The 18,305-nt window shown below is 67.0% G+C and carries 21 protein-coding genes; 3 read left to right on the top strand and 18 right to left on the bottom strand.

The genetic code is table 11. The features are described 5' to 3' along the window. Nucleotides 1–47: 47 nt before the first annotated feature. The 4 genes from hemC to ACH49N_RS17055 form a co-directional block, all read right to left on the bottom strand. Nucleotides 48–1,013 carry a hydroxymethylbilane synthase gene (gene hemC / locus ACH49N_RS17070; RefSeq protein WP_109327851.1) on the bottom strand — a complete coding sequence of 322 codons (966 nt, stop codon included), beginning with the start codon at nt 1,011–1,013 and terminating at the stop codon, nt 48–50. Further along, nucleotides 1,010–2,431, bottom strand: a complete 1,422-nt coding sequence (locus ACH49N_RS17065) for a glutamyl-tRNA reductase (protein WP_213573108.1) — start codon at nt 2,429–2,431, stop codon at nt 1,010–1,012. Before ACH49N_RS17065 ends, hemC begins: the two co-directional genes overlap by 4 nt. Further along, nucleotides 2,428–3,297, bottom strand: coding sequence for a redox-sensing transcriptional repressor Rex (locus tag ACH49N_RS17060; RefSeq protein WP_358273595.1), 870 nt, complete (start codon nt 3,295–3,297; stop codon nt 2,428–2,430). Before ACH49N_RS17060 ends, ACH49N_RS17065 begins: the two co-directional genes overlap by 4 nt. 140 nt (nt 3,298–3,437) lie before the next feature. Next, a complete protein-coding gene (locus ACH49N_RS17055) occupies nt 3,438–3,698 on the bottom strand; it encodes a glutaredoxin family protein (protein WP_159920287.1) in 261 nt (86 codons plus the stop codon). A gap of 179 nt (nt 3,699–3,877) precedes the next feature. Between ACH49N_RS17055 and ACH49N_RS17050 the strand changes: the two genes are divergently transcribed. Next, nucleotides 3,878–4,855: an HAD family phosphatase gene (locus ACH49N_RS17050; protein ID WP_159920285.1), complete on the top strand. Its 978-nt coding sequence runs from the start codon at nt 3,878–3,880 to the stop codon at nt 4,853–4,855. Nucleotides 4,856–4,900: 45 nt separating this feature from the next. Here ACH49N_RS17050 and ACH49N_RS17045 read toward each other — a convergent pair whose 3' ends face one another. The 10 genes from ACH49N_RS17045 to ACH49N_RS17000 form a co-directional block, all read right to left on the bottom strand. Beyond that, nucleotides 4,901–5,926, bottom strand: coding sequence for a lysophospholipid acyltransferase family protein (locus ACH49N_RS17045; protein WP_159920283.1), 1,026 nt, complete (start codon nt 5,924–5,926; stop codon nt 4,901–4,903). After that, nucleotides 5,923–6,999, bottom strand: coding sequence for an NAD-dependent epimerase/dehydratase family protein (locus ACH49N_RS17040; RefSeq protein ID WP_201453527.1), 1,077 nt, complete (start codon nt 6,997–6,999; stop codon nt 5,923–5,925). Before ACH49N_RS17040 ends, ACH49N_RS17045 begins: the two co-directional genes overlap by 4 nt. A 162-nt stretch (nt 7,000–7,161) precedes the next feature. Beyond that, a complete protein-coding gene (locus ACH49N_RS17035; protein WP_003402602.1) occupies nt 7,162–7,263 on the bottom strand; it encodes a 30S ribosomal protein bS22 in 102 nt (33 codons plus the stop codon). A gap of 194 nt (nt 7,264–7,457) precedes the next feature. Next, nucleotides 7,458–7,694 (bottom strand): helix-turn-helix domain-containing protein, encoded by a 237-nt coding sequence (locus ACH49N_RS17030; RefSeq protein ID WP_109327837.1) that lies wholly within the window; start codon nt 7,692–7,694, stop codon nt 7,458–7,460. Between the two features lie 124 nt (nt 7,695–7,818). Next, on the bottom strand, nt 7,819–8,634 hold the full coding sequence (gene proC, locus ACH49N_RS17025) for a pyrroline-5-carboxylate reductase (protein WP_159920281.1): 816 nt from the start codon (nt 8,632–8,634) through the stop codon (nt 7,819–7,821). Between the two features lie 36 nt (nt 8,635–8,670). Next, entirely contained in the window at nt 8,671–9,513 is an 843-nt protein-coding gene (locus tag ACH49N_RS17020; RefSeq protein WP_358273581.1) for a thioesterase family protein, read from the bottom strand. Continuing rightward, nucleotides 9,510–10,142: a MerR family transcriptional regulator gene (locus ACH49N_RS17015; RefSeq protein ID WP_159920277.1), complete on the bottom strand. Its 633-nt coding sequence runs from the start codon at nt 10,140–10,142 to the stop codon at nt 9,510–9,512. Before ACH49N_RS17015 ends, ACH49N_RS17020 begins: the two co-directional genes overlap by 4 nt. A gap of 113 nt (nt 10,143–10,255) precedes the next feature. Then, the gene (locus tag ACH49N_RS17010; protein WP_159920275.1) at nt 10,256–11,197 is read right to left on the bottom strand and encodes a sugar phosphate isomerase/epimerase; all 942 of its coding nucleotides are present in this window, start codon (nt 11,195–11,197) and stop codon (nt 10,256–10,258) included. 7 nt (nt 11,198–11,204) lie between these two features. Then, nucleotides 11,205–12,557 (bottom strand): hypothetical protein, encoded by a 1,353-nt coding sequence (locus ACH49N_RS17005; protein WP_358273582.1) that lies wholly within the window; start codon nt 12,555–12,557, stop codon nt 11,205–11,207. Beyond that, entirely contained in the window at nt 12,554–13,507 is a 954-nt protein-coding gene (locus ACH49N_RS17000) for a Ppx/GppA phosphatase family protein (RefSeq protein WP_159920271.1), read from the bottom strand. Before ACH49N_RS17000 ends, ACH49N_RS17005 begins: the two co-directional genes overlap by 4 nt. A gap of 66 nt (nt 13,508–13,573) precedes the next feature. On the opposite strand from ACH49N_RS17000, the gene ACH49N_RS16995 reads away from it, so the two are divergent. Both ACH49N_RS16995 and ACH49N_RS16990 read left to right on the top strand, forming a co-directional pair. Beyond that, complete coding sequence (locus ACH49N_RS16995; RefSeq protein ID WP_109327823.1) at nt 13,574–14,359, top strand: hypothetical protein; 786 nt, start codon at nt 13,574–13,576, stop codon at nt 14,357–14,359. A gap of 97 nt (nt 14,360–14,456) precedes the next feature. After that, entirely contained in the window at nt 14,457–14,801 is a 345-nt protein-coding gene (locus tag ACH49N_RS16990) for a hypothetical protein (RefSeq protein ID WP_109327821.1), read from the top strand. A 7-nt stretch (nt 14,802–14,808) separates the two neighbouring features. Here the strand turns inward: ACH49N_RS16990 and ACH49N_RS16985 are convergent, their stop codons facing one another. The 4 genes from ACH49N_RS16985 to ACH49N_RS16970 form a co-directional block, all read right to left on the bottom strand. After that, the gene (locus ACH49N_RS16985) at nt 14,809–15,498 is read right to left on the bottom strand and encodes a response regulator transcription factor (protein WP_358273583.1); all 690 of its coding nucleotides are present in this window, start codon (nt 15,496–15,498) and stop codon (nt 14,809–14,811) included. After that, nucleotides 15,495–16,703, bottom strand: a complete 1,209-nt coding sequence (locus ACH49N_RS16980) for a cell wall metabolism sensor histidine kinase WalK (RefSeq protein WP_213573119.1) — start codon at nt 16,701–16,703, stop codon at nt 15,495–15,497. Before ACH49N_RS16980 ends, ACH49N_RS16985 begins: the two co-directional genes overlap by 4 nt. A gap of 151 nt (nt 16,704–16,854) precedes the next feature. Next, entirely contained in the window at nt 16,855–17,610 is a 756-nt protein-coding gene (locus ACH49N_RS16975; protein WP_213573120.1) for a phosphoglyceromutase, read from the bottom strand. A 71-nt stretch (nt 17,611–17,681) separates the two neighbouring features. After that, a partial coding sequence (locus ACH49N_RS16970) for an AMP-binding protein (RefSeq protein WP_358273585.1) occupies nt 17,682–18,305 on the bottom strand: 624 nt, incomplete at its 5' end.

The raw sequence follows: 18,305 nt of genomic DNA, 5'->3' as shown, positions 1-18,305 counted from the left end.
GAGATGGGTACAGGGGGCGGGCCGGCCGATTGGTCGGCCTTCGCACATCAAACATCGGCATCACCGGCCTCGGTGACGTTCATCAGCTCGCGCGCCCCGAGTTCGAGGAGTTCCCGTGCGACCGAGCGGCCGAGTTCTTCGGCGTTGTCCGGGGAGCCCACTGCCCCCGTGCGTATGACGTCCGAACCGTCGATGGCTGCTGCGCAACCCCGGACGGAGAGTTCGTCGAAGCTGCGGCCGTCGTCGTCGAGTGATTCGACGACTTCCGCGATTGCCCCGACAGGTGCGGTGCATCCGGCCTCGAGCTCGGCGAGGAGAGCACGTTCCGCGGTGACGGCGGCGCGGCTGTTCGGGTCGTCGAGCTCGGCCAGGATCGACACGAGCGCGGTGTTGCCGGACAGGCATTCCACGGCCAACGCACCCTGGGCAGGTGCAGGCAGCATCTGGACGGGTTCGAGGGACTCGGTGATCAGGTCCAGTCGGCCGATACGCGCCAACCCCGCCCGCGCCAGGATGACGGCATCGAGCTCGCCCGACTCCACCTTGCCGAGCCGACGCTGCAGGTTGCCGCGCAGAGGGCGGATGTCGAGACCGAGGCCGAGTGCCCGCAGTTGCGAGGTGCGGCGCGGCGCCGACGTACCGACCTTCGAGCCGACCGGAAGTTCACCGAGAACGAGTCCGTCACGGGCGACCAGCGCATCGCGTGGGTCCTCGCGCGGCGGAATCGCGGCAATGGTGAACCGTTCGTCCCGGGCGGTCGGCAGATCTTTGTACGAGTGAACGGCCACGTCGACGCGGCCGTCGACCAGCGCTTCCCGAAGTTCCGCGGTGAAGACACCGACCCCGATCTTCTCCACCGACTCCATGGACTGATCGCCCTTGGTCTTGATGATGACGAGTTCGGCTTCGTGTCCGGCGGAGATCAGTGCGTCACGCACGGTGCCGGCCTGGGTGGTGGCGAGTTCGCTTCCGCGGGTACCGATCCGCAGGGTGCGGGTGCCGACGGCGCTCATGCCTGCGGTTCCTTCCCTTGGTTGTCGCCCGCGACGAAACGGCGCAGACGGGGGTCCTGACCCGCGATGAATCCGTCGGTGATGTCGATGGCACCGAGGTCGGTCGGTTTTGCCACCGCCTCCACGGATCCGGGGCTCAGCTCGAACAGTTCGCGTAGCGCGGCGGCGTACGAGTCGCCACCCGGCGCCGACGCGAGCTGTTTCACCCGCACGGTAGGAGCGTGCAGCAGCTTGTCGACCACTCGGCGGACGGTGCGGGCCACCTCGTCGCGCTCGGGATCGTCGAGCCCGGGGAGCCGGGAATCGAGTCTCAGCAACTCGGCTTCGACCACGTCCGCGGCGCGCTGACGCAGGGCGGTGACGGTCGGCGTCACCTCCGCCAGCCGCTGGCCGGCGAGATACTGGGCGAGCTCACTCGCCACGATGGCCCGAGCGGCATCGGCGTCCGACGCGGCGGCCCCTGCGGCGGGGTCGCGCTGGAGCGACTCCATGTCCAGCACGGTGACCCCGGGCAGTCCCGAGACCGCGTGCTCGACGTCGCGGGGCAGACCGAGGTCGCAGATGACGAGTGGACGTTCGGGGTCGCGGTCGGGCTGGGCCAGCGCACGGTGCGTATCCGCGAGCGTGACGACGGCACCGACCGCGCCGGTACAGGTCACGAGCACATCCGCCTGCGCCATCGCCGTGGGCAGGTGACCGAGCTCGAAAGCCTCCGCTTCGACACCGCCCGACCGGGCCGTGTCGGCCAGGTGCTCGGCCCGCTCAGCGGTGCGGTTGACGACGAGGATCCGGCCGATGCCCGCACGGGTGAGGTATGCGACCGAGAGCCCGCCCATCGAGCCGGCGCCGACGACCACCGCGGTCCGGCCGCTGAGCCCACCGGCGCCGATGACGCCGGCGGCGCGGTCGAGGGCCACCGAGACGACCGACGCGCCCGCCGAGTCGATTCCCGTCTCCGCGTGAACCCGCTTGCCGACGCGTAACGCCTGCTGGGCGAGCTCGTGCAACGTGCGTCCGGCGGCCTGCTGGGCGTCCGAGGACGCGTAGGCGGTCCGGATCTGACCGAGAATCTGCTGTTCGCCGATCACCATCGAATCGAGTCCGCTAGCCACCGCGAACAGATGCTCCGCGGCCGCCTCGCTGTACCGCACATAGGCGTGACGGTGCAGGTCGGTGAGGTCGAGCCCGGAATGATCCGCCAGAAGTTCACCGACCTCGGTGAGCGCACCGTGGAACGCGTCGACGACGGCGTAGATCTCCACCCGGTTGCAGGTCGAGACGATCATCGCTTCCGAGATGTGCGTCGACGCCAGAAGCTTGTCCGTCAGCTTCGGGCGATCGGTCTCGGTGACAGCAACCCGCTCGAGAACCGGCACGGGAGCCGTCCGGTGCGAGACCCCGACAAGCAGAACACTCACGGCGCGATCACTGATCCGTTTCTTGGTGCGGTGGACGGGACAGCCGAATGTCCGATGCGCACGCGCGGGGCCGTGGGTACGACCTCCGCGGCCCGAGCGCCAGGAGCCGACTCGGTGTTGCGTGCGCTGTTGAACGAGAGGACCTGCATCTCGACCGCAAGGTCGACGCGGCGCATCTCGACGTGGTCCGGGACGTCGAGTGCGGTCGGCGAGAAGCTGAGGATGCACCGCAGGCCGGCGCCGACGAGGCGGTCGCATACGTCCTGCGCGGCCTCGTCCGGAGTCGAGATGACGCCGATGGTGGCTTCGAGTTCGGCGCAGGCCTGTTCGAGTTCGTCGACGTGGCGCACCACGAGGTCGCCTACCGGGGTGCCGACACGGTCCGGGTCGCTGTCGAACAGACCCACCATCGAAAATCCGCGGCGTCCGAAACCGCCGTAACCGGCGAGGGCCTGGCCGAGGTTTCCGACACCGACGAGGACGACCTTGTGCCCGCGGTCCAGACCGAGTGCTCGTTCGATGCGTGCCCGCAGCCGCGTGACGTCGTAGCCGACCCCCCGCACTCCGTTGGGGCCGAGGAAAGACAGGTCCTTGCGGAGCTTGGCCGAACCCACACCGGAAGCGGCGGCGAGTTCCTCACTCGAGACGATGATCGTGCCGCGGTCCGCCAGCATTCCGAGGACCCGCAGGTACGTCGCCAGCCGCGTGACCGTAGCCTGGGGGATGTCCCGCGATTCGGGGAGCGGCGATCCGGGGGCTGGTGACTCGACGGCGGACGGACCGACTGCGCCCGTGACGCCATGGGCCACAGACCCATGCGTCTGGTGCGTTTCGGTCACGTCGTTGGCTCCTCGTCCGACCGGCATTCGCTGCCGTTCTCCACGATGCTCCGGGGAATTGTTCACACCACGGTAACTGCTTGTGAACCCATGCACAAAGTCGCTGCGACTGCGCGACATGCACTCCTACCTGCACAGCATCCGAAGTTCGCAGTTTTAGGGTCGCCTTACTTGCGTAAATCCGATCGGAGGCGCTCTTCATCGACCTCCCAGTAACTGTGCTCACGTCCGTCGAGCAGGACGACCGGCAATCGGTCACCGAATTCCGCCCGCAGTTCCGGGTCCGTGGAAGCCGCCTCGTCGACGTCTATGCACGTCAGTTCCAGCCCGAACTCCTCACACAGAATCAGCAACTGCTCGCGTGCCGGCGTGCACGCCCCGCAGCCCGCCCGCGTGAGGAGCGTCACCTCGTGTTCGCTGGTACTCATGTCGGATACTTTCCTTTCGCCACCTCTGCGGGACTCACTGTGCCGTTTCCGGGGCCGGTAACGCCACCCGGCTCGGAGATGAACGTCACACGATTCGGTGCACGCAGCCATCCGCCCGCCCAGGGTCGGAACCGAGGGATAGGCTGCGTCCAGAGGCTTCAGCGATAGGGGAGGTGCGAGTGCCTGCGCGATCACTACCGAACGGCTCGGGTTTCGGTTCAGGACTGGCGGGGATGATCCTTCCGGGCCGTCGGCAGTTCAGAAATCCGCTGGGCCCGAGCGAGGCCGAGGTACGTGCAAACGTTGCGGGCGAGGCCAGCGCCGACGCCGCGCTGGCCCTCCACGAAGCCGGACCAGAGACCGAAGAGCCCCAGGTTCCCCTGGACCTGACCGCCGCGGCCTTCTTCGACGTCGACAATACGATGGTCCAGGGTGCGTCGATCATCCACTTCGCCCGCGGACTCGCCGCCAGAAAGTACTTGAAGTCCGCCGACCTCCTGGATTTCGCGTGGAAGCAGATCAAGTTCCGCGTGACCGGCAAGGAGAGCAGCGTCGACGTCGCCTCCGGCCGGGAAAAGGCCCTCTCGTTCGTGGCCGGTCGGTCCACCGCCGAACTCGCCCGGCTCGGCGAGGAGATCTACGACGAGGTGATCGCCGACAAGATCTGGGCCGGTACCCGGGCACTCGCGCAGATGCATCTCGACGCCGGACAACAGGTGTGGCTGGTGACGGCCACTCCCGTGGAACTGGCCCAGGTGATCGCGAAGCGGCTGGGCCTGACCGGGGCCCTCGGCACCGTCGCCGAAAGCGAGGACGGCGTGTTCACCGGACGTCTGGTCGGCGACATCCTGCACGGCCTCGGCAAGGCCCACGCGGTGCGCGCGCTGGCCGTCCGCGAGGGCCTCAACCTCAAACGCTGCACCGCCTACTCGGACAGCCACAACGACGTGCCCATGCTCTCGCTCGTCGGCACGGCCGTCGCCATCAACCCGGACACCGACCTGCGCGAGCTGGCCAAGAACCGGGGGTGGGAGATTCGGGACTTCCGCACCGGCCGCAAGGCCGCCAAGATCGGGGTGCCCACCGCGTTGCTGCTCGGCGCGGCCGGCGGCGCGCTGGCGGCCGTGGTCGCCCGCCGCCGCGAGCACGCGATCTGACCCGGTCACTGCGTCGGTTTCGACGCCGGTTACGACGTGTCGGTGTCAGCCCAGGAAGACGTTGCGCCTCTTCGCGAGGAGTCGGTAGAGCGTCTGCTGGATGGTCTCGCGAACGTGGTCGGTGACCTCGAACAGCTCCATGGGGTCGTCGGCGGCCGACGCGTCATAGGTATCGGTGACGATGGGCTTGCCGAACTCGATGTACCACTTGGACGGCAGGGGAACCAGCCCGAGCGGCCCGAAATGCGGAAACAGTGGTGTCACCGGGAAGTAGGGCATGCCGAGTAGGCGGGCGAGCGTTCCGAGGTCACCGATCTTCGGGTAGATCTCTTCGGAACCGACGATCGAGCACGGAATGATCGGTGCCCCGGTCCGCATGGCGGCGGACACGAAACCACCACGACCGAACCTCTGCAGCTTGTAGCGCTCACTGAACGGTTTGCCGATCCCCTTGAAACCTTCGGGGAACACGGCCGCGACCTGACCGGTTTGTAGCAGGCGAACAGCGTCGGGGTTGCACGCCAGGGTATGCCCTGCCTTACGGGCGAGGTCACCGACCACCGGCATCTCGAACGCAATATCGGCCGCCAGCATGCGCAGCGGCCGATGAGCGGGGTGGTGGTCGTGCACGGCGACCGAGGTCATCAGGCCGTCGAGGGGAAGGACACCGGCATGATTGGCCACCACCAGGGCGCCACCGGTCGATGGAATGTTCTCCAGACCACTGACCTCGACGCGGAACCACTTGTCGAACAGGGGCCGCAGTATCGGCAACCACACGTTCTCGGCGAAGTGCGGGTCGTAACCGAAGTCGTCGACGTGATAGTCGCCCGACAGGCGTCGGCGCACGAACTCCGCGGTGTTGACGATCTGATCGGCAAGGACCCGTCGGACGGCGTCGACCGCCGACGATCCGGTGTCGGGCTGGGGCTCCGGCGGGCTGATCACGGCCGGTGGGGGCATCGCGGACGGATGTCGGCTCTCGCTCTGCTCGCGCCTCGAACGTCCCAGTGCAGCCCCGCGCGCGGTTGATGCACCGTGCAACGGAATGACCTTCGCCACTTCGTTCACCTCTCCCCTTTCGCCGTACCGGTCAGAGCGAGTAGTGCGTTCTCTGCTGCGTCGATCCATTCGTTTTTGATGATGGCGGTGACCCCCGCGGCGCGCGCGAAGTCGTCGAGCGCCTGCATCGTGGTCCACCGTGGCTCGAAGGATAGTTCGGTTCGCATGCGCGTGGTGTCCAGTCCGCAACCGAAGTGGAAGTACTCGAGCTGCTCGTTGGAATACGACCGCATGACCGGCCCCATCAGCGCACGGCCGACGTTGCGGAACAGACTGAACGGCATCGGCACCTCGACTCGTCCGGCCCGGCGGATCGCCTGCGACAACATCACGACACCGTCGCCTGCCACATTGAACGTTCCGGCAGGACCCGACACGGTTGCGCGTTCCAGAGCCGCGAGGGCGTCCTCTTCGTGCAGTACCTGCAGGCGTGCGTCGCGGCCCAGGATGGTCGGTACCAACGGCGACGTCAGGTACCGCGCGACCGTCGCGTTGAGGCGGGGACCGACCAGCGGGGCGAGCCGCAGGATGGACACCGCGATGTCCGGACGCCGGCGTCCCATGCCGCGCAGATAGCCCTCGATTTCGATGCAATCCCGTGCGTAGGCGCCGCCGGGACGGCGGCGCGCGCTCATCTCCTCGGTGAACTTCGCCGGGTCCTGCGCCGTGCTGCCGTAGACGACGGACGCCGAGCGCAGTACCACCTTCCGCACCGTGGGCGCCTTCTGGCAGACCGCGAACAATTGCATGGCGCCGATGACGTTCATGTCCTTCATCGCCGCCCGGCTGCCCGCTTTCGGCGGTCGAGCCAGAGTGGAGGCATGCACTACCGTGTCGACCCCGGCGTTGCGGATCACTTTTCCGATCAGCGGATTGCGGATGTCGGCGCGCACGAACTCGGCGCGGCCCATTCGCCGCAGCATGTCTTTGCTCGGCGACACCGCGTCTACCGCGATGACCCGCTCGATATCCGGGTTCTGTGCCAGCCTGGTGACGAGGTATCCCCCGAGGAACCGGCTCGCGCCGGTGACCAGCGCGACGCGCGGTGGCGCCGTACGCTCAGAGCTGCCATCGTCACTCACAACCACTAGAACCCCCGATCACGTAGCGAGTGAGGTCAACGATACGTGCAGCAGGCGGATAGCGCTTCGCACAACGACATTTGGTCGCTCGCCCAGAAGTCGACCCGTCCGAAACGACGAAATGCCCGCCACTCGAGGTGGCGGGCATCGCGTCGTGTCTCTTTACTTACCGAGTTTCCTGCGCTGCACTCGGGTGCGGCGAAGCAGCTTACGGTGCTTCTTCTTCGACATACGCTTACGTCGCTTCTTGATCACTGAACCCATAGCGGGTGTCCCTCACGTTCTTCTCTAGCGTTCCTGCGCACGCCGGTCACGTACGCCTGCGCCTCTCTGGCGCCTGGGCCTCGTTTTAACTAGCTCAGCGCCTTACGACACCAGCTGGCTGGTACGACAGTCGCTAATCGTACCGGTGAGGTTCGCCCGGGAGAAACCGAGGTCACCCTCTTCGTGCCGATCGGTCAACCGGCATCGAAGTACGAGGTTTCGAGGTAGTCGTGCACCGCTTTCGCATGCACTCTGAACGAACGGCCCACCCGGACGGCAGGCAGTTCGCCGCTGTGCACCAACCGATACACAGTCATCTTGGACACTCTCATCAGCGTCGCTACCTCGGCGACGGTGAGAAATTGCGTTCCGGCCAGGGCCGGTTGTCCGTCTTGGGCTGAGCCCTTCGACGGCTTTTTTCCAGACGTCATCAAACACTTACCTCCGGCACGTCTCGCGCCGCCGGCTTCCCCTCCGGCGGAACAGACACGCACGTGCTACTTCGAGCTTAGCGGGACGGATGGGGTTACTGCGACGGGTGTGGGCAATCGAATATCATTCGGTAGAAGTGCCGAGCTCGGCCGATCTCGATTTCGCCGCCTCCAGCGCGTCGTAGAACGCCGATCGGAGACCGTTCTTTTCCAGCTGACGGATCGCGGCAGCAGTGGTTCCACCGGGCGAGGTGACCGCCGCGCGGAGTTCCGTCGTGCTTTCCCCCGACTGGTCGAGCATGGCTGCGGCACCGACCATCGTCTGCACGACCAGCTCGGACGCCGTCGCGCGGGTCAGCCCGAGACCCACACCGGCGTCGATCATCGCCTCGGCGACGAGGAAGAAGTAGGCGGGCCCGGACCCGGAGACGGCAGTGACCGCGTCGATCTGCGACTCCGGCACCGTCACGACCTTGCCCACGGCAGACAACACCCCACGCACCAGGTCGAGGTGGTCCTTCTTCACATGGCGGCCGGGAGCGAGCACGCTGACGCCCTCCCCTACCAGCATCGGCGTGTTCGGCATGACCCGGACGACGGGGAACCCGGCAGGCAGGCGCTTCTCGTAGTACGAGGTGGGAATGCCCGCCGCCAGGGACACGAGAATCTGTTCACGCTCACCGTCGAGGTCGGCCTTCGACACCGCCGTGAGCGCGGACTCGACGTCACCGGGCTTGACGGCCACCACGATGACGTCGGCTCCCTCGGCGGCGTCCTGGGGGCTGCTCACACACACGGAGTACTCGGCTGCCAGTTCGGCGGCCCGCGGTGGATGCTGCTCGGCGACCACGAGATCCTTCACCGCGTGTCCTGATTGCAGGAGGCCCGAGATGAGCGCCTCGCCGATCCGGCCGCCTCCGATAACCGCAATTCTCGTCATGCCGGACAGCCTGCCACGACCCGTGGCGGCGTGTTTCTAGCGGGGGATCATGGCCAGCTGACGGCTTTGCACGACGATTGCACCGGTCGAGTCGAGGACCGTGTGGTCCTCCTCGAACCACGCACTGCCGAGCACTGTGCTGCTGGCCATCACACGGAGCCACCCCGGTGCGGGCTGCCTGCGCAGATAGGTGGTGAGCTGCACGGTGGGTGCCCACCCGAACATTCCGCGGTTCATCGTCACGGGTGCACTGATGTCGCCCGTCATGATGGCGAACAGTGCGGCGGTGTCGGGGTCGTTCTCGTCGTCGGCACGCGGTCGGACCCACATGCGCACCTCCGGCTCGCCCTGATTGCCGGCGAGGAAGTGAGCGGACGTCCCGTCGACGCGCATGTCGCATCCCTGAGCCACGTGCACGATTTGGCCCATCGGGTGGTCGGGCGTGAGTATCACCGCGTCGGCGGGCGGCTCTACCGGAAGCTGGGCCAGCGCATGATCGACGCTGTAGTGGGGTTCCCCCGCGTCGGGGACACCCAGCGTGACCGAGGCATGGACCGCGACTCGGTCGCCCTGCCGGAGCTCGACGTCGACGAAGGACACCTGCTTGCCTAGCTTGCGCACCGTGGTCGAGAGGGTGACCTCGCCGGGGTCGGGAGCGGCCAGGTAGTTGGCCCCGACTGCGAGTGGCTGAACCCGGGCGAGATCGCCTGCACCGCCGTCGTCGGCCAGGCGGGCGCGTGCGGCCGCCGCGCACAGCGACATCATGGAGCCGCCATGCACCTTCGGTCCGATGGTCCAGATGGGATCGATGTGCGCCTGGAACGTGCCGTCACCGCCGGGGGTGAGGGCGTTGAGGTCGCGGAAGGGTGCAGAGCTCACGAAACGTCCTGTTCATCGGTGTTCTGAAAGAAATTCTGGGCAATGTCCTGATGGGCGAGTCGGCGCATCGCGGCGATCACCGGTTCGTAGATCGCAGTCCCGAGCACCGCGCAGCGCACAGCATCCTCTGCCGAGCCGGTGGGCATGAGCCCGATGTCCACCTCGGCGATACCGCGAATGTGCCGCCCGTAGGCGTCTAGGCGCTCCTCGGTCATCGGGATACCCGCATCTTCCAAGGCCTCGAGCGCGCGTTCGAGTTGCGCGACCGCCACGTACCGGGGGTCGTAGATCTGCCCGAGTTTCTCGAGCACGACGCGCGCCCGCGGATAGTCAATGGGATCGGCCGGAATGTCGAGGTAGGGCGGTAGTTGACCGATCGCCTGGCCGAGCACTTCGAACAGCGAGCCGTCGGGGTGGTCGATGAGCTGGAGAACCTTCCGGATGCGCGGGATCGGGAGTCCGGCCCCGGCGAGTGCCTTCACCAGCCCGAGGCGCCGAACGTGTTCTTCGCCGTACCTGGCCTGAGTCGCGCTCGTCGCCTCGCCCGGCATCAGCAGACCCTCGCGCAGGTAGTACTTCACGGTTGCCAGAGGAACGCCGGTGCAGGCAACCAGTTCCGACACGCGCACGGTGCCTCCTACCGCGACTCGATCAGGGACTCCATCCCTTGGATACTCCAGCTATCCAATGGTGGTGTCAGCTTACCGCAGCAGGAATGGCCTCATCGCCCGCGGGGTTCAGGTCAGGTGTCGTCGTGATCGCCGCCGGGGCGGCTACGTGCCGAACCGGACGTGGCACGGCCCGTCCCGAGGTGTTCCCTGGCGAAGGCCAGCGCCTGACCGAGCATCGACGCCCGCTCGCGCCGGGTCCGCGCGTTCTGAGTGTTGATCTCGATCACAGCCTGTCCCTCGAATCCGGAGTCGACGAGGTGACGGCATACCTCGGCGCACGGCTGTCCGCCGTGCCCGGGTATGAGGTGTTCGTCCATCGAGGCTCCCCGGCCGTCGGCGAGGTGCAGATGCGCCAGCCCCGACCCCATCCGCTCCGCCAGCTTCATCGCGTCCATACCCGCAGTGGCGGTGTGCGAGAGATCGAGCGTGTAGTGGGCATGACCGGAATCGGTGGGGTCGTAGGAGGGACTGAACGCCGACAACGCTGCCCCGGGGCCGCCGCGACGACGAAGCCGCTCGGCCGAACGTTCCTTGCTTCCGAAGAAGCCGTCCGCCCGCATCGGGAACATGTTCTCGACTGCGACGATCACGTCGCTGCGCTCCTCGAGCGCGGCGACCTGGTCGCTGAACCCCTCCGCATACCGGCGTTGCCAGCGGAACGGTGGATGCACCACGACGCTCGTCGCGCCCAACGCCTCCGCGGTGCGCACCGAACGGTCGAGCTTCGCGACCGGGTCGGCGCCCCACACTCGCTGCGAGATCAGCAGACACGGGGTGTGAATCGCCTGAACCGGCATCGCATACTTGCGAACCAGCGCGGCCACGGCACCGATGTCCTGACTCACCGACTCGGCCCACACCATCAACTCGACGCCGTCGTACCCCAGCTCCGCCGCGTATCGGAAGGCGGCCTCAGTGTTCTCCGGATACACCGACGCCGTCGACAGCCCGACCAGAACCTTGCGCCCGCGCGGTGTCTGCCGCGCCTGCACGTACCCACTGTCCCCGACCATGAGCAACTCAGCCCGACGCAAGCATGAAGGCGAGCGGCCCCAGAGTGACGATCATTCCGACCACGACGGCGATCACGAAGCTGGTGATGTCGTCGGTGCGGCGCAGGATGCGCACCATCGCCACCAATCCGACGATGACGAGCAAGGCGAGGATCAGCGCGACCCACGGGAACACGTCCCACAGCTTCTCGAAGCCCTTGAACAACAGGGCGCCGGCGATCACCGCGATCACACCCTGGCCCGCCAGAACCGCCCACTCCCGGGCGGCACTACTTTCCTGCTCGGCGCCGTCGACGTCCTTCGCGGCCTTGGCAGCTCTGGCGGCTTCCGCTTTCGCCTCTTTACGCGAGCGACGGGGAGTGTCGGCCTGTTCGGCTTCCGCCTCCGGCGCCTCGTCGGTGGCGGCGGCGATCAACTCGGTGTCCTCACCGGCCTTCGCGGCGTCCGCGTCGCGCGACTGCCGCATCAGGTCGCCGGCAAGCGTCGAGCCAGACAGCAGCCCAGGCTCCTGCTGTGTTCCCGACTGCTTCGTTCCCGACTGCTTCGTTCCCGACTGCTCGGCCGCCTTGTTCCCGGGTGCGGTCTCGGGCTTCTTCGGTGTCTTGACGAGCATGCCGGCGGCGGCTGGCGCCGGCGTGCCGTTCGGGACGGCCTTGGTCTCCGCCTCCGGCTTCGCCGCCGGGGCCGGCTTGGCGGTAGCAGCCTGATTCGCGGCGGGGCCAGGCTTGCCGGCGGGGGCGGGCTTGGCGGCGGGGCCAGGCTTGGCGGGAGCCGGCTGCACGCGGGGTGCGGCGACGGTGGGCGCCGGTTCCGGCGTTTGCGACACCGAAGCGGGTTCGGCGGCCGCCGGCGCGACAGGTGGGGCGGCCGGCTTCGGGCGCTGCTGCGTGACGGACCGACTCACCCAGGCGCCCTGATGATCACGTGATGTTCCCGTGGCGGACGCGCCATTGCGACCGGCGGCGGGGCGACGGGCGGCAGGGCGACTGGCGATGGGCTCGTCTTCGTCGTCATCGTCGAACGGTGCCTTGAATGCGGCAGTGCGCTCATCGGCCGTCACCGACCGCGTGGTGGCCCGCGTGGGCGTCGCCGCAGGTTTGGGCTCGGGCTTACGTTCGGGCTCGGCCTTACGTTCGGGCTCGGGCTTACGTTCGGGCTCGGACGCGGATTCGGGCTCCGGCTCGGAATCGAGTGCCCTCGACTCGGATGAATCCCGGACGACCGGGATCTCGCCGGTCAGCTCGGCAACGGAGATTCCGCCCTTGACGCCGCGACGACGTCTTCCCCCACGGGACTCCACTTGCTGCCCATTGCGTTTGAGCAGTTCTGAAACAGAGATCTGCTGACTGTCCTCGGTCATCGAGCACCCACCATCAATTCACCGCCCATTTCCGTGTCGAGCTTTCGGAGGATCAGACCCTCCCGCAGAGCCCAGGGGCAAATCTCCAATTCTTCTACCCCGAGAGCTCTCATGCTGGCCTCCGCGACGAGTGCTCCGGCGACGATCTGCTGCGACCGGTCGGAGCTCACTCCCTCTAATTCTGCACGGTCCGCCGCCGTCATCCGCGAAATGAAAGCTATGAGTTGCCTGAGACCGCTCGAGGTGAGCGTGCGCTTCACACGGGGACCGGCACCGGACGGCGCGGCACCCGTGAGCCGGGCAAGGGAACGGAAGGTTTTCGACGTGCCGACGGCACGATCCCACTCCCCTGCCGCCCGCAGCTCCTTCGACGGGACCGTGAGTTCGGCGTCGAGCCAGTCGCGCAGCACCGCGACTCTGCGTTTCCCCGGCGGGTCGGCCTCGAGCCAGTCACGCGTGAGGCGGCCCGCCCCGAGCTGTAACGACAGCGCGACGTCCGGGTCCTCGTCGCCCCCGCTCGTCAGTTCGAGGGATCCGCCACCGATGTCGATGTTGAGGATGCGCCCCGCGCTCCATCCGTACCAGCGGCGCACGGCGAGGAAGGTCAGCCGCGCTTCGTCGACGCCGGACAGCACTTCGAGTCTCACCCCGGTCTCGACATGTACACGGCCGAGAACGGCATCCGAGTTTTTCGCGTCACGCACGGCCGAGGTGGCGAAGGCCATCAGCTCGCCGCAGCCCGAGGTCTTCGCGATCGCTGCGAAGTCGGCGACCGTCGCCACCAGGCGGTCTGCGCCCGCGGCTGTGATGTCACCGAGTTCGTCCGTGTTCTCCGCCAGCCGCAATGTCGACTTGGTGGAGCTCATCGGTGTGGGGTGGCCGCCCCTGTGGGCGTCCACTACGAGCAGATGGACGGTGTTGCTTCCGACGTCGAGTACCCCTAGTCGCACATTGACACGGTACTGGGTCTACCGTCGGGCTTTGTGACAGCAGGTAAAGCAGGGCGTTCCCACAAGATGACGCCCAGCCCCGAAGTTCCCCTCGATTTCGCTCGCGAGTGGGTCGAATTCCCCGATCCGGACAACGCCGAGCACATCATCGCTGCCGACATGACGTGGCTGCTCTCCCACTGGACCTGCGTGTTCGGCACGCCGGCGTGTCAGGGAATCCTCGAGGACCGGCCCGATGACGGTTGCTGTTCGCACGGGGCCTTCCTCTCCGACGATGAGGATCTCGAGAAGCTGAACGAGTCGGTGAAGCTGCTCACACCCGAGGATTGGCAGTTCATGGACAAGGGTCTGGGCAAGAAGGGCTACGTCGAGGAAGACGACCTCGAGGACGAGCCCGCCCTGCGCACCCGCCGATACAAAGGCGCGTGCATCTTCCTCAACCGCCCCGGATTCGCGGGCGGCGTCGGGTGTGCGTTGCACTCCATGGCGTTGAAGCGAGGGATCGAGCCCCTCGAAGTGAAGCCGGACGTGTGCTGGCAGCTCCCGATCCGCCGCACCCAGGAATGGGTCGAACGCCCGGACGGCGAGCAGATACTCAAGACGACGATCACCGAGTACGACCGGCGCGGCTGGGGCGAGGGCGGCGAGGACCTCGCCTGGTACTGCTCCGGCTCACCCGACGCCCATGTCGGCGCCAAGGCGGTGTGGCAGTCGTATGCGCCCGAACTGGCGGAACTGCTCGGTAAGGCCGCCTACGCCGAGTTGGCGAAGTTGTGTGCTCGCCGTGCAGGACTCGGTCTCATCGCCGTCCATCCCGCCACCTCTATCGCGCAACGGAACCCGGCCCGGTAACGGATCGGACCCAGCGGTCGATTTCCCAGGCACGGCCCGCTTGCGGGCACAGCCACGGCACGGCCCGTTCGCGGGCACAGCCACGATGGGAGAGAACATGCTTGCTCGAATTCTGTCCGCTGCCCTGTTGACCGCCGCCGCCGCGCTGACTCTCGCCCCGGTCGCCGCCGCGAATCCTGCCGACGACCCGTACGGCTGGAACACCTATCACGACAAGACCGCGAACTTCGTCGCGCCGCTCGACCCCGGCGCATTCGGCGACCGGGGCGACAAGGCAATCGTGTTGAGCCCCTTCGGCACGTCCCGCGTCATCGAGTGCAAGGGCGACGGACACTATGTCGCCGTGTCGTGCCGCCAGTTCGACGACCAGGCACGCGAGCACGCCATCACGCAGGTGATGTTCGCCCCGTTCCGGCCCGTCTACGTCTACAACCCGTTCTGAGGTCGGCTCAGGCCTCGAGCTTGTAGCCGAGGCCGCGGACGGTCACCAGGTGCTCGGGCTTGGCCGGGTCAGTTTCGATCTTCGAGCGGAGACGCTTGACGTGGACGTCCAGGGTTTTGGTGTCGCCGACGTAATCGGCACCCCACACGCGGTCGATCAGCTGACCCCGCGTGAGCACCCGGCCCGAGTTCCGCAACAGGTACTCGAGCAGGTCGAATTCCTTGAGCGGCAGGGTGACCGCCTCGCCGTTGACCTGCACCACGTGACGTTCGACGTCCATGCGGACCGGGCCGGCCTCGAGGACCGCCGAGTCCTGCGCCACGTCGAGGTCGTTGTCGACGCCGCGGCGCAGCACCGCGCGGATCCGGGCGATCAGTTCCCGCGCGGAGTACGGCTTGGTCACGTAGTCGTCGGCTCCGAGTTCGAGTCCGACCACCTTGTCGATTTCGCTGTCGCGCGCCGTCACCATGATGACGGGAACACCGGATCGGCTGCGTAACTGCTTGCACACGTCCGTTCCGCTCATACCCGGGAGCATGAGGTCGAGGAGGACGATGTCCGCGCCGGAACGATTGAACTCGGCCAGGGCCGAGGGGCCGTCGCCGACGACGGTCGTCTCGAACCCTTCCTTGCGTAACAGGAATGCCAACGGGTCGGCCAGGGATTCCTCGTCTTCCACGATCAGCACACTTGTCATCGCTTGGCCTCCATACCGATTTCTCTCTTTCCGACGTTTCCGCCGTCGGCGTCCCCGCCGTTCGGATCTACTGTCTCGATGTGTGCAGGTATTTGCAGGGTAAACGTCGAACCTGTTCCGGGCTTGCTCCACAATTCGATGGATCCGTTGTGGTTGGCGGCGACGTGCTTGACGATGGCGAGTCCGAGTCCCGTGCCGCCGGTCGCCCGCGCCCGGGCCTTGTCGACTCGGAAGAACCGCTCGAACACCCGCTCCTGGTCGGCTTTGGCGATCCCTTCGCCGCGGTCGGTGACCGAGATCGCAACGTTGGCGCCCCGCATCGAGCGGCTCACCGACACCGGTGTCCGCTTCGGTGAGTAGGCGATGGCGTTCTGCACCAGGTTGGTGAGGGCGGTGACCAGCAGTGCGCGGTCACCGAGCACTTCGAAGCCGCTGGGATGGTCGGTGGTGACGGAGATACCGGCCGCCTCCGCAGAGATCTTGCACCGTTGCAGGGCCTCGTCCACCACCTCGTCGACCGACACTGCCTCGAGGTCGGGGAGCTTCTCGGCGCCCTGCAGCCGGGACAGCGCGATCAGTTCGGTGACCATTTTGCCGAGGCGGACCGATTCGTGGAGCACCCGCTCCCCGAAATGTCGCACCGACTCCGGGTCGTCCGCCGACTCGAGAAGTGCCTCGGCGAGCAGTCCCATGGCCCCGACCGGGGTTTTCAGTTCGTGGCTGACGTTCGCGACGAAATCGCGGCGGGTCGCCTCCATCCGCACCTGTTCGGAATCGTCGTCGGCGAACAGGACCACGAATTTGTGGTCTTCCTTGCTGAGCAGCCGTGCGGTACCCCGGACAGCGATCCGGTCACGTCCGCGCTGGGGGGTCTTCGTGCTGAGATCGACTTCTACGGGCTCACCGGTCTCGAGGACGCGCAGAGCCGCCACCCAGGCGCGGTCGTCGACGAGCCGGTTGCGGACCAGGCCGAGTTCCTCGGCGCGGGGGTTGAACAGAACCACGTCGTGGAACTGGTCGACCACGGCGATGCCGCTTTCCGACGCCAGCACGATCAGGTCGAGCACTTGCGACATGGTCAGACCGGATTGCTCCGCCATCCGCTGCGAGTGCCGTGTCGACAGCATGGGAATCAGCACACCACCGATCAGGTAACCGACGAAGCCGCCCATGACGGCAAGCAGTACGCCTTGAACAACGCTCACGCCTGAATCGTACGTTCGCGGGAACCGCTGATGATGCAGGGTTCAGCCATTTCCGTGCACGTCACACGTCGGAACCGCACTCTTCGCCCGTCGTTCACCCGTTGTTGGCCGGGCGCCCCCGCGCACGGGGCACCCGGCCGGCCCACACGGACTACTTACCGCCCTGATTCGCCACCGCGGCAGCGCCCGCGGCCGCCGCTTCGGGATCGAGGTAGGTACCACCCGGGTTGAGGGGTGTCAGGTTCTCGTCCAGGTCGTAACGCAGCGGGATCCCCGTCGGAATGTTGAGACCGGCGATGGCGTCGTCGGAGATGCCGTCGAGGTGCTTGACCAGGGCTCGGAGCGAGTTGCCGTGGGCGGTGACGAGGACGGTCTTGCCCGCCAGCAGGTCGGCGGAGATCGTGTCTTCCCAGTACGGGATGAGGCGCTTGACGACGTCGAGGAGGCACTCGGTGAGGGGTACCTCGTCGAGTCCCGCGTACCGGGCGTCGGTGTCCTGGCTGTATTCGCTGCCCGCGTCGATCGGCGGCGGCGGGGTGTCGTAGCTGCGGCGCCACAGCATGAACTGCTCGTCGCCGTACTTGTCCTTCACCTGAGCCTTGTTGCGCCCTTGAAGGGCGCCGTAGTGGCGTTCGTTGAGACGCCAGTCGCGCACCACCGGAATCCAGTGCCGATCGGCTGCGTCGAGCGCGATGTTGGCCGTGCTGATCGCCCGGCGCAGCAGCGACGTGTACGACACGTCGGGAAGCAGGTCGTGCTCGCGGAGCAGTTCGCCGGCGCGCTTGCCCTCGGCGATGCCCTTATCGGTCAGGTGAACGTCCACCCAGCCGGTGAACAAGTTGAGTGCATTCCATTCGCTCTCGCCGTGACGGAGCAGCACAAGGGTTCCGGTACTCATGCCGTTCATCCTGGCATGCGTCCCGGAACCCTTGCGTCCTGAACCCCTCTACCGCCCGCCCCCAGGCCGGCCGGGAGTGCTTACTTTGCGGCCTCGGCGGCGCGTAGGTCCTTGCGGAGGATCTTGCCGGCGGCCGATTTCGGCACCAGGTCGATGAACTCGACCTTGCGGACCTTCTTGTGCGGGGAGACCTTCTCGGCGACGAACGCGATCACCGCGTCCTCGTCCAGGTCGGCGCCGGGCTGCCGGACCACGAACGCCTTGGGCACCTCCTCACCCTCCTCGTCGAGCACCCCGATCACGGCGGCGTCGGCGATCTGCGGATGCGTCAACAGCAACGCCTCCAACTCCGCGGGCGGCACCTGATAACCCTTGTACTTGATCAACTCCTTCATCCGGTCCACGATCGTCACCACCCCCTCCGAATCCACCGTCGCGATGTCCCCGGTATGCAGATACCCATCCGCATCCAGGGTTTCCGCGGTCGCCTCCTCGTTACCGAGATACCCGGCCATGATGTTCGGGCCCTTGCACCACAACTCCCCCGCCGCACTGACCCCCTCGGCCGGCTGCTCGATCTCCGCACCGGTCCCGGGATCGACCAGCTTGCATTCCATGTTCGCGATGGTCGGACCCACCGAGTCCAGCGCAATATCGTCCCGGTCGAACGGAATCGCATGCGAGACCGGGCTCATCTCCGACAT

The sequence above is a fragment of the Rhodococcus sp. NPDC019647 genome (assembly GCF_044389235.1).
Taxonomy (GTDB): Bacteria; Actinomycetota; Actinomycetes; order Mycobacteriales; family Mycobacteriaceae; genus Rhodococcus_F; species Rhodococcus_F oxybenzonivorans.
Note: the sequence above shows the minus strand (reverse complement) of the source record. Positions and strands in the feature narration are given on the sequence as shown.

Excerpts from the sequence above, each read along its gene's own strand:
- ACH49N_RS17060 (WP_358273595.1), bottom strand. The coding sequence starts at position 3,297 with ATGCCGGTCGGACGAGGAGCCAACGACGTGACCGAAACGCACCAGACG.
- ACH49N_RS17055 (WP_159920287.1), bottom strand. The coding sequence starts at position 3,698 with ATGAGTACCAGCGAACACGAGGTGACGCTCCTCACGCGGGCGGGCTGC.
- ACH49N_RS16975 (WP_213573120.1), bottom strand. The coding sequence starts at position 17,610 with ATGAACGGCATGAGTACCGGAACCCTTGTGCTGCTCCGTCACGGCGAG.
- hemC (WP_109327851.1), bottom strand. The coding sequence starts at position 1,013 with ATGAGCGCCGTCGGCACCCGCACCCTGCGGATCGGTACCCGCGGAAGC.
- ACH49N_RS17005 (WP_358273582.1), bottom strand. The coding sequence starts at position 12,557 with ATGACCGAGGACAGTCAGCAGATCTCTGTTTCAGAACTGCTCAAACGC.
- ACH49N_RS17030 (WP_109327837.1), bottom strand. The coding sequence starts at position 7,694 with ATGACGTCTGGAAAAAAGCCGTCGAAGGGCTCAGCCCAAGACGGACAA.
- ACH49N_RS16995 (WP_109327823.1), top strand. The coding sequence starts at position 13,574 with ATGACGCCCAGCCCCGAAGTTCCCCTCGATTTCGCTCGCGAGTGGGTC.
- ACH49N_RS16985 (WP_358273583.1), bottom strand. The coding sequence starts at position 15,498 with ATGACAAGTGTGCTGATCGTGGAAGACGAGGAATCCCTGGCCGACCCG.
- ACH49N_RS17035 (WP_003402602.1), bottom strand. The coding sequence starts at position 7,263 with ATGGGTTCAGTGATCAAGAAGCGACGTAAGCGTATGTCGAAGAAGAAG.
- ACH49N_RS17010 (WP_159920275.1), bottom strand. The coding sequence starts at position 11,197 with ATGGTCGGGGACAGTGGGTACGTGCAGGCGCGGCAGACACCGCGCGGG.
- proC (WP_159920281.1), bottom strand. The coding sequence starts at position 8,634 with ATGACGAGAATTGCGGTTATCGGAGGCGGCCGGATCGGCGAGGCGCTC.
- ACH49N_RS16990 (WP_109327821.1), top strand. The coding sequence starts at position 14,457 with ATGCTTGCTCGAATTCTGTCCGCTGCCCTGTTGACCGCCGCCGCCGCG.